This is a genomic window from Isoptericola halotolerans (genome assembly GCF_013149785.1).
Lineage (GTDB): Bacteria > Actinomycetota > Actinomycetes > Actinomycetales > Cellulomonadaceae > Isoptericola > Isoptericola halotolerans.
Map to the genome: position 1 here is coordinate 854,499 of NZ_JABEZU010000002.1, position 13,364 is coordinate 867,862.

A 13,364-nucleotide genomic window follows, 5' to 3' on the forward strand; every position below is an offset into this window, starting at 1 on the left:
CTGGCAGTGAACGCCGGCGGGATAGTCACTGCTCTCCGCCGAGGCCCATGTGGGTGCGTCGCCGACTAAGTTCGAAAGATTGCCCCATTCTCGCCACTATGAGCTCGGCCTCCGAGGCAGGCCTGGACAGCAGTCGTGGTGTCCTTCACGAGCCGTTGAAACGACGGCAGGCTAGAGACGGGACCGTCCGGGTCGAGGCGCTCCAGTAAGGTGCTGCGATGGAGTCCGAAGTCGCGGCGCACGCGCCGCAGACGCTTGCCGGAACTCTCGCTGGCGGCTACGCAGGCGCGCGCAAGTATCTCCTTCGGTTGCTTGGCGGCCTCAATGCGTTGGAGTTTCGGGAGTCCCAGCGGAGTCTTCCCGGACGGGCGCCCCACGACGTCGCGGATGGCCTGCTCATCGGTCAGGAGCCAAGCTTCCGTCTCCTGTACTGGAACAACGGGAACGCCGGCAACTCTGGCCTCCGCAAAAGCGCTGTTTACTTCGGCGAGGCGCGGGCCCGAGTCTTCAGTGTCTGCATCGCGATGTAGGAATACTAGGTCATACGGGGTTACCATCTCGGCGAGAAGGGAGTCGACCTTCTGTCGAGATGTCCCGCTGCACGGAAACGGCACACCGGTCACCTCGTCGGCGCCGGCGCGGCGCACTAGTTCCCGCAGTACGACCACCACGGACCGGTCGCTCGGACCTTCGCCGATGAAGGCGAATGAGATCGTGCTCGACGACATCAGGCGTCGTCCTCGTCTCCACCAGCTCCCAGCTGGAACGCCAACTGGTCTCCAAGGTTAGTCTTCAGGTAGTCAACTACGTTGGACTTTGTCATCACCGTCACTGCGGCTGATGCACGCCATGACTCTTGCATGGGATGTAGGCGAACTGTGGTCGCTGCACGTCCACCGCGCGTTACGGGTGTAGGCATCGCAAGGACTAGATCGTCCTTGTCCTGCTTCCGTACAAACATCGGTGAATGTGTGTTGACGATGACCTGACGCATTGGATTCTCGTCACCTGGCGCTTCGTCGGGATCAACGGCGAGATCGTGCACGAGGTCTACCATTGCTTGGATTCTCGCTGGATGGATCCCGTTCTCGGGCTCCTCCATGCAGATTACGCCATCGAATTCCGGGTCAGCTTCCATGATGCTCAACGCAAGAAACCGCAGTGTACCGTCTGAGAGGTTGCGTGCGGGGATTTCCGGGCCGGCACCGATGCCAGCCTTCAAGGTGAGGAGCTCACGACGCTCGTCGAAATCGACCCGAATACTCCGGACGTCAGTTAGGGCTGACGCTGCCGCGGCAACCCGTGAGTTGATGTCAGTATCGGCGGTACCCATGCGCAGTAGGGCCGCGGCCAAGTGGGCTCCGTTTGGCGATACCGATGTAGGCGCGGTAACCTCGTCCGGCTGTCGCATTGCGGAAGGTTCGAGTGCAAGCAAATGCCACCGCCTCATTTCGTTCCGCGCAGCAAGGATCGTCGGAGCATCAACAGTGGTAGTAGTGCTAACAAGCGTCCTTGGCGCGCTGGCCGCCGGTGATTTGCGTGGCTGTCCCCGGCTTCCGCCATCTTGGTGGACGTTAATCGTAATATCACCGCTGTCGGTCTCTGCGGTCGAGATGAAATCTGCGTTGCGGCGGCGGTTGTAGATTGCCGTATCTCGGAATGATTTCTTACCTCGCGTCCATGGCATACGTTGCACCGCTTGGCCTGCTCGCATGCTCTCCAAGTTTTCCTCAAGAAGTCTGATGGTTGCGCTCCGCCCGAGCGGTCCGGTTTGCGCGGCGGGATGATATTCAAGTACGAGTTCATAGCGGAGCCAGGTGGTCGTAGCAGAACCCTGTCGGCCGAAATCGTCCGTTACATCGCTCGGAACGATCATCTCTGCGGCGAGTCGCATGCGACGCGGGCCATTATTGCCATCGTCGAAGAAGAGCATGCCCGGGTCCGCAGGTCCCCCGTCGGTGGACCGGACCATAGCCGCTGCCTCGACAAAGGTCCGATCGGCAAGAAGTGAAAGAAAAACGATAGCGTCAAATATGTTCGACTTTCCGACTGAGTTTGGCCCCGCAATGCATGTATACGGGCCAAAGTCGGAACTGAACCCCAAAAGATTCTTGAACCCATCGACTTCGAGTCGCGTCAGCATGCCCATGACCCTACAGAACAATCTGGGCGCTCGGGAGTCCGACGCGCGCACCGTGAACCATGTTGCTGCGGCTTCCGTGTCGGCATCGGATCACTAGTGGGGTCGGCGTGTAGGTCATGTCCGGCGACCGGCGGGTAGAAGTGGGCTCGGGGCGATTCGGTGGGTGGTTCCCGTTCTGCACGATCGCGTGGCAGCACTAGTCTCGGCGTGGTCGTACCGCTCCAGCGTTGCTTGGGAGGGCGGTTTCCGACGGCGTGCCGTCAGGCAACGCCGTGTCGCGGACCTGCAGGGCGTCTTGCGGGCCAGGAGCACGGCTGGGAAGCACGACGTCGCACCGGGATCGGACCGGGCCAAGAACACCACAGAACCAGCATGGTTCGTTGTGGATGTTGGTGCGCGAGGTCTCCAGTCGGCCCGTTGCGACAGGTTCAACCCACCCTGTGTGACGATGTTGCAGAAGAGGGCTCTTTGCCGTGGCAGGTCAGATAGTCAGCACCCGGTCGACGGCGCCGAGCGGGATGGGCAGCCACTCCGGGCGGTGGTGGGTCTCGTAGACGACCTCGTACAGCGCCTTGTCCAGGACCAGCGCACGCAGCAGCAGCTCCGCGGTGCCGTCGTCCATCAGGGCGCCGGGCCCCGACGCCGTCGCCGCGGCCGTGCGGTACCCGTCCACGAACGCCCGGGTCGCCTCCGCCTGCCAGGCGGCCGGGTCCGGTGCCGCCCCGATCGCGGCCGCGTAGTCGAACGACCGCAGCATCCCGGCCACGTCCCGCAGCGGCAGGTCGGGTCGGGTCCGCTCGGCGACGGGACGTTGCGGCTCGCCCTCGAAGTCGAGCACCTTCCAGGCGCCGTCGCCGAACAACGTCTGGCCCAGGTGGAGATCGCCGTGGACGTGCTGGGTCGGCAACGGGTGGGGCAGGGCCGACAGCCGCTCGACGAGCCGGTCGAACAGCGCGGCGATCTCGTCGGCGCGGTCCGCCACGGACGGGGCGTCGCCGACCGCGCGCTCGGCCCGCGCACGCAGCCCTGACACGAACGACGCCGCGTCGAGGGAGGGGCCGGGCGGCAGCACCCGGACCATGCGTTCGTGCAGCTCGGCGACCAGCCGTCCGAGGTCGTGGGCATGACCCGCGAACGACTCGCCGCGGCTCGCCACGTCGCAGGCCAGCTCGAAGCCGTCGGCCGCGTGCGGCACCAGCTCCGACACGATGGCCAGGTGCACCGGCAGGCCCACCGAGTCTGCGGCCGCCACGTCGATCTCCAGCGCGCCCAGGAACCGGGGCACCCCGTCCCAGCCGTCCTCGGTCAGTGCCTGGGGGACCACGACGTCGGGGTGCGGCCCGTCGGCCACCGTGCGCAGGATCTTGAGCATCCCACCCGCTCCACCGGGCGACGGGACGCCGGGCAGGATCACCGAGGTGTTCGACTGCTCGCCGGCCAGCACCCGGCCCCGCTCCGTGAGGGACTCCGGCCGGCCCTCGACCCCCATCGCCCGCAGCAGCGTCAGCCAGCAGACCGGGTGGGCGCCGCCGTCGTGCACGGCGACCTCGCCGGACGCCGTGGTGACGGTGTCGATGAAGCCCGGGCCGGGCGTCGCCGGGTCGGTGAGCACCAGCGGGACCTGGACGGTCACCTCGCCGCCCGGCAGGGCGGCCCCGACCAGGCGGGTGAGAAGCAGCACGACGTCCGCCGACGTCGCGGCCAGGGCCTCGCCGTCGGGCCCGGTGGTGGTCTCTTCCTCACCGTTCGCCTCGAACGTGACGGCGAGCCACGGGTCGGCGCGGACCTCGCCGTGACCGGGGTACCAGCGCCGTGTGGGCAGCCAGGTGGCCAGCAGGGCCTCGATGTTCGGGTCGGGTCCCTCGGCTGCGGTCCGCACGGCGACGTCGATCATGGCGGTCAGGCCTCCGTGTCCGTCGCTGTGCGGGCCCCGCCGTCGGGCGGCGTGGCCACCAGCCAGTAGAAGTCGCGAGACCCCCAGGAGAGACTGACCCGCCCGTCGGGGCCGACGGGCGGGAACTTCCCGCCACCGAACAGGTCGGTGAGCGACCACCCCTCGAGGCCCGGCGCCTCGATCGTCGCCGACCGGGCGGTGGCCGACAGGTTCGCGGCCACCAGGAGCGTCTCGCCGTCGGTGCGGGTGAACGCGAGGACCGACTCGTCGTCGGCCGCCAGGGCCGCGAACTCGCCGGTGCCGAAGGCCGGGTGCAGACGGCGCACGGCGAGCATGCCGTGCACCCAGTGCAGCAGGGAGCTGGGCTGCGCCAACTGTGCTTCCACGTTCGTGTGCTGGTAGTGGTGCACCAAGGACTGGTTGAGCGGCAGGTACAGCTTGCCCGGGTCGGCCGTGGAGAAGCCCGCGTTGCGGTCCGGCGTCCACTGCATGGGGGTGCGCACGGCGTCACGGTCCGGGAGCCAGATGTTGTCACCCATGCCGATCTCGTCGCCGTAGTACAGGCACGGGCTGCCCGGCAGGGACAGCAGCAGGGCGTGCGCGAGCTCGATCTCCTTGCGGGAGTTGTCCAGCAACGGGGCGAGCCGACGCCGGATGCCGACGTTCGCGCGCATACGGGGGTCCTGGGCGTACCACCCGTACATGGCGGCGCGCTCCTCGGTGGAGACCATCTCGAGGGTGAGCTCGTCATGGTTGCGCAGGAACGTGCTCCACTGCCCGCCGGGGGCCGGGATGTCAGGGGTGTCCGCCAGGATGTCCAGCAGCTGGGTGGCACGCTGGTCCTTCAGCGCGTAGTAGATGCGTGGCATGACGGGGAAGTGGAAGCACATGTGGCACTCCGGGTCCTCGGCCGTGCCGAAGTACTCCACCACCTCCTGCGGCCACTGGTTCGCCTCGGCCAGCATGATGCGGCCCGGGAACTCCTCGTCGATCATCCGCCGGACGCGACGCAGGAACTCGTGGGTGCGGGGCAGGTTCTCGCAGTTGGTGCCCTCCTCCTCGAACAGGTAGGGCACGGCGTCCAGCCGGAAGCCGTCCACCCCGATCCGCAGCCAGAACCGCGCGACCTCGAGCATCGCCTCGGCGACCTTCGGGTTCTCGAAGTTGAGATCGGGCTGGTGGCTGAAGAACCGGTGCCAGAAGTACTGGCGGCGGACCGGGTCGAACGTCCAGTTCGACGTCTCGGTGTCGACGAAGATGATGCGCGCGTCCTGGTATCGCGTGCTGTCGTCGGACCAGACGTAGAAGTCGCCGTACGGCCCGTCCGGATCGGCGCGCGAGGCCTGGAACCAGGGGTGCTGGTCGCTCGTGTGGTTCATGACCAGGTCGACGACCACCCGGATGCCCCGGGCGTGGGCGGCCTCGATGAGCTGCTGGAAGTCCTGCAACGTCCCGTACTGGGAGGCGATCGCGGTGAAGTCCGCGACGTCGTACCCGCCGTCGCGCAGCGGCGACGGGTAGAACGGGGGCAGCCACAGGCAGTCGACACCGAGCCACTGCAGGTAGTCGAGCCGGTCGACGATGCCCCGCAGGTCTCCCGTGCCGGCGCCCTCGGTGTCCGAGAAGGCGCGGACGATGACCTCGTAGAAGACCGCCTTGCGGTACCAGTCCGGGTCGTCGGTCAGGCCTGGCTTGGCCAGCGGGGGCGGCTCCGGCTGCGCCCGCGGCGGGAGCGCCTGGACGGGGATCTGACGCGTGATGGGGCGCGGCACGTCGACGCCCCCTGCGTTCACCGAGGCGTTCATGCCGGGCCGATCCTCAGCACGTGGGCCACCTGCTGCTGCGGGTCGAGGCGGACGAAGGGGTGTGCGCCCCAGGGGTACGACTGCCCGGAGAGCAGGTCGTGGGCGGTGAAGAAGGGTTGGTCCTCGACGCCCTCGGGTCTGACCAGTCCGAGGGCCTCCAGGTCGAGAAGCACCGTGGACTCCTGCACCTCGTGAGGGTCCAGGGTGAGGACCACGAGGACGACGTCGTCCTGCGTCGCGCCGGGGCGGCCGGTGGCGGGCAGGTGCTCGGCGCGGACCCGTCGGGAGAACGCGACCACCTGGTCGTTCGTGGTGGGGTGCACCGAGAGGTTGCGCAGCTGCTGCAGGGCGGGGTGCGCCCGGCGGACCTCGTTGAGCTTGCCGAGCAGCATGGAGATGCCGATGTCGTCGGCCTGCGCCCAGTCCCGGGGTCGGTACTCGTACTTCTCGTTGTCGATCTGCTCGTCGGCGCCGGGACGCGGCACGTTCTCGACGAGCTCGTAGCCGGAGTAGATGCCCCACGTCGGCGCCCCCGTCGCGGCCAGGACGGCACGGATCGCGAAGCCGGCGACGCCGCCCTCCTGCAGGTACGGCGGCAGGATGTCGTGCGTGGTCGGCCAGAAGCTGGGTCGCATCACGGCACCGGCCTCGCCGGAGACCTCCTGGAGGTACTCCAGGACCTCCTCCTTCGTGTTCCGCCAGGTGAAGTACGTGTAGGACTGGTGGAAGCCGATGCGGGCGAGGGTGGCCATCATCGCGGGCTTGGTGAACGCCTCGGACAGGAAGATCACGTCGGGGTCGGTGGCGTGGACCTCCGCGAGCAGCCACTCCCAGAAGTCCAGGGGTTTGGTGTGCGGGTTGTCCACCCGGAACAGGGTGACGCCGCGGTCGATCCACAGGCGGACCACCCGCAGGACCTCGGCGTAGATCCCCGCCGGGTCGTTGTCGAAGTTCAGGGGGTAGATGTCCTGGTACTTCTTCGGTGGGTTCTCGGCGTAGGCGATCGACCCGTCGGCGCGCACCGTGAACCACTCGGGGTGCTCGGTCACCCAGGGGTGGTCCGGCGAGCACTGCAGGGCCAGGTCGAGAGCGACCTCGAGCCCGTTCTCGTGGGCCTCGGCCACGAACGCCTTGAACCCGCGCTCGGTGCCGAGCTCGGGGTGGATCGCGTCGTGGCCGCCGTCGGGCGACCCGATGGCGTACGGGCTGCCCGGGTCGCCGGGCTGCGCCTCCAGGGTGTTGTTGCGGCCCTTGCGGAAGGTCGTGCCGATCGGGTGGATCGGGGTGAGGTAGACGACGTCGAACCCCATGGCCGCGATCGCGGGCAGCCGCTTCGCCGCGGAGACGAACGTCCCGGACCGCCAGGTGCCGTCACGACGCTGCGTCGCGCCCTCGGACCGCGGGAACATCTCGTACCAGGCACCCGTCAGCGCCAGCTCACGATGCACGCGCAGGGGATAGGTCGGGCTCGGGCTCATCATCCGGCGCAGCGGGATCCGGCGCAGCGCGTCCCGCACGGCCGTGGTGGTGGCCATCGCCAGCCGGGCCTCGGCGGGCCGGGTGGTGTCGGCCAGCTCGCGGGCGACGTCAGCGAGCAGCTCGGCGTCCTCGGGTGTGCGGCGCCGCTGCAGGCTCTTGGCGGTGATCTGCTCGAACAGCAGGGCACCTTCGGTGAGCATCAGGTCGACGTCCTGCCCGGCACCGACCTTGATGACGGCGTCGTGCGCCCACGTCGCGTACGGGTCGGACCACGCCTCGACGCGGAACGACCAGTCGCCGGTCGCGTCCGGCTGCAGGAACCCGCGGAAGCGGTCCAGGCCGGGGGAGACGTCCTCCATGGGCGCCCACGAGTGGACCTTGCGGTCCGGGCCGAACAGGACGGCGGTGGCGTTCACGGCGTCGTGCCCCTCCCGGAAGACGGTCGCCTCGACGGGCACCACCTCGCCGGGGGTCGCCTTGGCCGGCCACCGGCCTCCTTCGATCACGGGCGAGACCTCGATCACGGGGATGCGACCGACGGGACGGGGTGGTGCTGGCTGGGGCGACGTCACACCCCCACGCTAGTCACGGCACCGCAGGTCTGCGCGACAACATGCCCGACGCGGCGTACCTTCCTTCGCCCGCCACCCGCCATCCGCGAAGTAGTACCTCCGGTTCTCCGGAAGTACACCGCGGGTACTTCCGGAGAACCGGAGGTACTACTTCGCGGCGTGCAGGCGGGTTGTCCACAGGCTGTCAGTGCCGACGGCGTCAGAACTGACAGCATCCCGGCATGGACGACACCGGCTCACCGACCCCCGGCCGACCGGAACGCGGGCCCTCCGGACGGCGCGGCCCCCGGCCCTCCATGACCGGCCCGCCGCAGGCGCCCGGCACCCGTCGTCCGGCTCGGCGACCCGGCGACACTGCGGTGCCGGAGCCACGCGCCCTGCCGGAGGTGGTGCGGTTCGACCCGGCTCGGCGCTCCGTCATCGAGCGATCGCTCCGGCGCGGTCAGCTGCGTCGGGTGCGGCAGGGCGTCTACCTCCCGGCGGTGGTGGACGACGGCGGCCCCGCGCTCCGGCGTCAGCGCCGCGTCCTGGAGAAGGCGGCCGCCGTCGCCGCGACCCTGAGGAGCGACGTCGTGTTCAGCCACGAGACGGCCGCGCTGATCCACGGCCTGGCTCTCTACCGACTCGCTGACGAGGTCCATGTCACCCAGCGGACCAAGCCGAGGGTGCGCAAGCGGTGGGACCCGGACCTGCGTCGGCACGCTGTCCCGCTGCCCGACCGGGACCGGACGGTGGTCCGCGGTCGGGCCGTCACGACGATCGAGCGCACCCTCGTCGACTGTGCGCGGTGGCTGCCCGGCCCGCAGGCGTTGGTGATCGCCGACTCCGCGCTGCGAGCCGGAGCCGACCTGCGTCGGGTCGGCAGGATCCTCGCCGAGGCAGCGGGCCGGCCAGGTGTCCGCCAGGCGCGGTGGGTGGTCGACCTCGCCGACGCGCGGGCGGAGTCGCCGGGGGAGTCCCTGGTGCGGTGGCACCTCCTGGACCATGGTCTGGCCGCTCCCGATCTGGCGGTCCCGGTCGCGACCCGACGGGGGACGAGCTGGATCGATCTCGGTTGGCCCGACCTCCGGGTCGGGATCGAGTTCGACGGTGCGGTCAAGTACTCGGGTGGAGACTACGGTGACCCGCACGAGCGGCTGGTGGCGGAGAAGATGCGGCACGACGCCCTCGTCGAGGCGGGGTGGTTCATCCTGCGTGTCACCTGGGCGGACCTCGGGGATCCGGCCGCGCTGGTGGGTCGCGTCCGCACCGCGCTCGCGGAGGCCGGGCGCCGTCGTCGCCTCGTGTCCGCGAAGTAGTACCTCCGGTCGCCCGGTAGTACGCCGTGGGTACTTCCGCAGCGCCGGAGGTACTACTTCGCGGTCAGGCGGTGGCCGCGAGCGCCCGCCCGGTGACCCGCCCGGTGTGCAGGCAGCCCCCGAGGAAGGTCCCCTCGAGCGCGCGGTGGCCGTGCACCCCACCGCCGCCGAACCCTGCGGCCTCCCCGACGGCCCACAGCCCGTCGAGCACCGAGCCGTCGTCGCGCAGCACCCGACCGGACGGGTCGCACCACAGGCCGCCGAGCGTCTTGCGCGTCAGCACCGACAGGCGCACTGCCAGCAGCGGCCCGTCCTTCGGCGTGGTCAGGGGCCGGGGCGGCGAGACACGGATCATCCTGTCCACGCGGAAGGTGCGGGCGGCGCGGGTGGCCATCACCTGGGGGTCCTTGCCGAGCCCGGAGGCCACCTGCGCGTCGCGGGCGCGGACGATCGCGGCCAGCCCAGCCGGGTCGACGTGCCCGCGGGACCCCGGGGTCGCCTCGGTCAGCGCGTTCATCCGCCCGGCCAGCTCCTCGGGGGTGTCGGCCCACAGGAACTCGGGGGACTCCTCGGCGAAGCGTGCCACCGGTCCGACGGCGCGGGGGAGCACGCGTTCGGCGAGCAGCCGCACGTCCTTGCCGGTCAGGTCCGGGTTCTGCTCCGAGCCGGACAGGGCGAACTCGGCGTCCATGATCGCCTTGTTGAGCACGAACCAGGAGTGGTCGTCGCCCCGGGTGGTGACGTGCTGCAGGGCACCCAGGGCGTCGAACCCGGGGAACAGCGGGGCCGGCAGGCGCCCGCCGTCGGCGTCCAGCCAGAGCGAGCTCGGTCCGGGCAAGATGCGGATGCCGTGGTTCGTCCACACCGGTGAGTGGTTCGCGATCCCCTCCGGGTAGTGCCACATGCGGTCCTCGTGGACGAGGGCGGCTCCGGCGTCCGCGGCGTGGCCGAGCATGAGGCCGTCGGTGGAGTCGGGGACACCGGAGAGCATCCGTTCGGGCAGGGTTCCGGCGTCCGGGCTCCAGCGGGCGCGGGCGGTGTCGTGGTTCGCCCCGATGCCGCCCGAGGCGACGACGACGGCGCCGGCCGAGATCTCCTCGGTGCCCACCGCCTCGCGGGACGAGGGGGCACCGCGCACCGCGCCGTCGTCGGCCAGGACCTCGGCGCGCAGCCCGGTGACGCGACCGTCGGTGACCACGAGGCCGGTGGCCCGACGGCGGAAGCGCAGCTCGAGCAGACCGGCCGACCGCGCCTGGAGCGCGGCGGCGACGAACGGCTCGAGGACGGCCGGGCCGGTGCCCCAGGTGACGTGGAACCGCGGCACGGTGTTGCCGTGGGCGGTGCCGTGGCCAGGGCCGAACGCATAGCCGCCGCGCTCGGCCCACTGCACGAGGGGGAACCAGCGCACCCCCTTGGCGTGCAGCCACGAGCGCAGGTCGCCGGCGGCGGCCTCGACGTAGTGCTTCGCCCAGGCGTACCCGTGGCGGTCCGGGCCGTGGCCGTCCTCGGCACCGGGGGCGAAGCGGGCAGAGCCCAGCCAGTCGGACCAGGCCAGCTCGGCGGAGTCGTGGACCCCGAGGCGGCGCTGCTCGGGGGAGTCCACGAGGAACAGCCCGCCGAACGACCACCAGGCCTGGCCGCCGAGCGAGGCCTCCGGCTCCTGGTCGAGCAGGATGACACGGCGTCCTGCCGCGGTCAGCTCGGTCGCGGTGACCAGACCGGACAGGCCTGCTCCGATGACGATGACGTCTGCGTCTGCCATGCGGGCAGTCTGTCAGAGGTCTCGGCGCGATCCCAGGGGTGGATCAGCGCCGCGCCACCAGCACCTCGACGCTCAGCGACTCCAGGGTCACGTGACCGGGTTCCTCGAACTCGTCGCCCTCCTCCGGTCCCGAGGGCGCGTCCCACGTCGAGCTCCACACGCGTTCCCAAGGGCCGGCGCCGGCCAGTGGTTCGGGGAGGGTGACGTCGGCGTCCTCCAGCCCGCCGTGGAGCAGCAGCAGCACGTCGGCCTCGTGGTCGTCGGGGCCGGGACGCAGCATCTGGATCACCCGGCGACCGCCCACGCCCCATGCCTCGTGGTCCATCGCGGCACCGGAGGCGTCGAACCACAGCAGGTCCGGCACCTGCTCACCGGGGCGTGGCGACCCGAGGAAGAACGACTCGGCGCGCAGGGCCGCGTGCTCGGCCCGCAGGCCCGTGAGGAACCGTGCCGTCGCGAGCAGCTCCGTGCCGGCCTCGTCCAGGTCCCAGTCGACCCACGACACGGGCGAGTCCTGGGTGTAGGCGTTGTTGTTCCCGCCCTGGCTGCGCCCCAGCTCGTCCCCGGCGGTGATCATCGGGGTGCCGGCCGCCAGGAGCAGGGTGGCCAGCAGGTTGCGCTGGGAGCGGCGCCGCAGCGGCACGACGGCGGACCACGGCTCGGTCGTCGCGTCGTCGCCGTCCGGCGCGTGCCCCTCCACGCCGTGGTTCCACGAGCGGTTGTCGTCCGTGCCGTCGCGGTTGTCCTCGCCGTTGGCGCGGTTGTGCTTGCGGTCGAACGCCACCAGGTCCGCCAGCGTGAAGCCGTCGTGGGCGGTGACGTAGTTGACCGAGGCGACCGGGCCGCGCATCAGGGGCGGGTCGGAGCGCCCGAAGAGGTCGGCCGACCCGGCCAGCCGGGTCGTCAGCTCCCGCAGGCCGTGCATGGGCTCACCGTGGGATCCCTGCCGGGGGGCCTCCAGCCAGAACGACCGGGCGGCGTTGCGGAAACGGTCGTTCCACTCGGCCATCGGCGCGGGGAACTGGCCCGTCTGCCAGCCGCCCGGCCCGACGTCCCACGGCTCGGCGACGAGCTTGAGGCCGGAGAGGACAGGGTCGGTCTGCAGCGCGACGAGGAACGGGTGGTCGGGGGTGAACCCCTCGTGGTCACGGCCCAGGGTCACCGCGAGGTCGAAGCGGAAGCCGTCCACGCCGACGACCTCGGCCCAGTAGCGCAAGGAGTCCAGGGCCAGCTGCACCACGCGGGGGCGCCGGAAGTCCAGCGTGTTGCCCGTCCCGGTGACGTCGGCGAGCGCGGCCGGGGAGCCGCCGTCGTGCAGGTAGTACAGGGGGTTGTCCAGGCCTCGCCAGGACAGGAAGAGCGCGTCGTCGCCGCCCTCGCAGGTGTGGTTGTAGACGACGTCGAGCAGCACCTCGATGCCCGCGGAGTGCAGCAGGTGGACCATGCCGCGCACCTCGTCGAGCACGGCGGCGGGGCCGGCCTCCTGCGCCGCGCGGGTCGCGTAGGCCGCGTGGGGCGCGAAGAACCCCATCGTGGAGTAGCCCCAGTAGTTGGACAGGCCGCGGCCCGCCAGCCACGGCTCGGCCGTCGAGGCATGGATGGGCAGCAGCTCCAGCGTGGTCACCCCGAGCGCGGTGAGGTGCTCGATCATGGCCGGGTGGGCCACGCCCGCGTAGGTGCCGCGCAGCTCCTCCGGCACGTCGGGGTGCTGCATCGTCAGGCCGCGCACGTGCCCCTCGTAGACCACCGTGTCCGCCCAGGGGACCCGGGGCCGGCTGAGCGCGGGCGGTTCGGGCAGGTCCGCGACCACCACGGCGTGCGGGACGAACGGCAGCGAGTCCTGGTCGTCCGGTCCGCCGTCGTCGGCCGCTCCACCGCCCAGGGTGGCCGGCACGTACGCCAGGTCCCCGTCATAGCCGCGGGCGTAGGGGTCCAGGAGCAGCTTGGCCGGGTTGTGCCGCATCCCGGCGCCCGGGTCCCACGGTCCGTGGACCCGGAACCCGTATCGCTGGCCCGCTGCGACGTCCGGGACGTGGCCGTGCCAGACGCCGTACGTGGGCCCGTCGAGGGGCACGCGTCGCTCGGAGTACCGCGCGGGGTCGTGCGCGTCCTTCTCGGGGGCGACGACGTCGATCAGGCACAGCTCGACGCCGGTGGCGTGGGAGGCGAGCACGGCGACGTCGATGCCGCCGTCCGGCGTGGTGCGCGCACCGAGCGGTGGGACGTGGCTGCGGGTCCGGTTGGGACGGCTCAGCGGGGTGACCTTGGGGCGGGCTTGCATGGGCCCATCCTGGACCAGCGGACCGACAGCCACGAACCGCACGGGCACGTGTCGCGCGATACGGACGACGGCAGGAGGGACGGTCCGGGCCGAGTAGGCTCGGCCCAGGCGGCCGCGCGTCGCCTGCGTC

General features: G+C 70.6%; 8 protein-coding genes. 1 reads left to right on the forward strand and 7 read right to left on the reverse strand.

What is annotated here, in order from left to right:
* Positions 1–65: 65 nt before the first annotated feature.
* The 5 genes from HDG69_RS19690 to HDG69_RS11600 all read right to left on the reverse strand — a co-directional run bounded on the left by HDG69_RS19690 (position 66) and on the right by HDG69_RS11600 (position 7,893).
* Entirely contained in the window at positions 66–728 is a 663-nt protein-coding gene (locus tag HDG69_RS19690) for a DUF4276 family protein (protein ID WP_171783914.1), read from the reverse strand.
* The gene (locus HDG69_RS11585) at positions 728–2,143 is read right to left on the reverse strand and encodes an AAA family ATPase (protein WP_171783915.1); all 1,416 of its coding nucleotides are present in this window, start codon (positions 2,141–2,143) and stop codon (positions 728–730) included. The genes HDG69_RS19690 and HDG69_RS11585 overlap by 1 nt, the downstream gene beginning before the upstream one ends.
* Positions 2,144–2,624: 481 nt before the next feature.
* Positions 2,625–4,037, reverse strand: coding sequence for a phosphotransferase (locus HDG69_RS11590; protein WP_171783916.1), 1,413 nt, complete (start codon positions 4,035–4,037; stop codon positions 2,625–2,627).
* Positions 4,038–4,042: 5 nt separating this feature from the next.
* Positions 4,043–5,842, reverse strand: a complete 1,800-nt coding sequence (gene treS, locus HDG69_RS11595; RefSeq protein ID WP_171783917.1) for a maltose alpha-D-glucosyltransferase — start codon at positions 5,840–5,842, stop codon at positions 4,043–4,045.
* Positions 5,839–7,893 carry a maltotransferase domain-containing protein gene (locus tag HDG69_RS11600; RefSeq protein ID WP_171783918.1) on the reverse strand — a complete coding sequence of 685 codons (2,055 nt, stop codon included), beginning with the start codon at positions 7,891–7,893 and terminating at the stop codon, positions 5,839–5,841. Before HDG69_RS11600 ends, treS begins: the two co-directional genes overlap by 4 nt.
* 359 nt (positions 7,894–8,252) lie before the next feature.
* Here HDG69_RS11600 and HDG69_RS11605 point away from each other — a divergent pair, with 359 nt between their 5' ends.
* Positions 8,253–9,191 carry a hypothetical protein gene (locus HDG69_RS11605; protein ID WP_171783919.1) on the forward strand — a complete coding sequence of 313 codons (939 nt, stop codon included), beginning with the start codon at positions 8,253–8,255 and terminating at the stop codon, positions 9,189–9,191.
* A 64-nt stretch (positions 9,192–9,255) separates the two neighbouring features.
* Here the strand turns inward: HDG69_RS11605 and HDG69_RS11610 are convergent, their stop codons facing one another.
* Together HDG69_RS11610 and glgX are read right to left on the reverse strand one after the other, a co-directional pair.
* A complete protein-coding gene (locus HDG69_RS11610) occupies positions 9,256–10,953 on the reverse strand; it encodes an FAD-binding dehydrogenase (protein ID WP_171783920.1) in 1,698 nt (565 codons plus the stop codon).
* Between the two features lie 43 nt (positions 10,954–10,996).
* Positions 10,997–13,234: a glycogen debranching protein GlgX gene (glgX, locus tag HDG69_RS11615; protein ID WP_171783921.1), complete on the reverse strand. Its 2,238-nt coding sequence runs from the start codon at positions 13,232–13,234 to the stop codon at positions 10,997–10,999.
* Positions 13,235–13,364 lie beyond the last annotated feature (130 nt).

Coding starts and splice junctions, on each gene's coding strand:
- HDG69_RS19690 (WP_171783914.1), bottom strand. CDS start 728: ATGTCGTCGAGCACGATCTCATTCGCCTTCATCGGCGAAGGTCCGAGC.
- HDG69_RS11585 (WP_171783915.1), bottom strand. CDS start 2,143: ATGCTGACGCGACTCGAAGTCGATGGGTTCAAGAATCTTTTGGGGTTC.
- HDG69_RS11590 (WP_171783916.1), bottom strand. CDS start 4,037: ATGATCGACGTCGCCGTGCGGACCGCAGCCGAGGGACCCGACCCGAAC.
- treS (WP_171783917.1), bottom strand. CDS start 5,842: ATGAACGCCTCGGTGAACGCAGGGGGCGTCGACGTGCCGCGCCCCATC.
- HDG69_RS11610 (WP_171783920.1), bottom strand. CDS start 10,953: ATGGCAGACGCAGACGTCATCGTCATCGGAGCAGGCCTGTCCGGTCTG.
- glgX (WP_171783921.1), bottom strand. CDS start 13,234: ATGCAAGCCCGCCCCAAGGTCACCCCGCTGAGCCGTCCCAACCGGACC.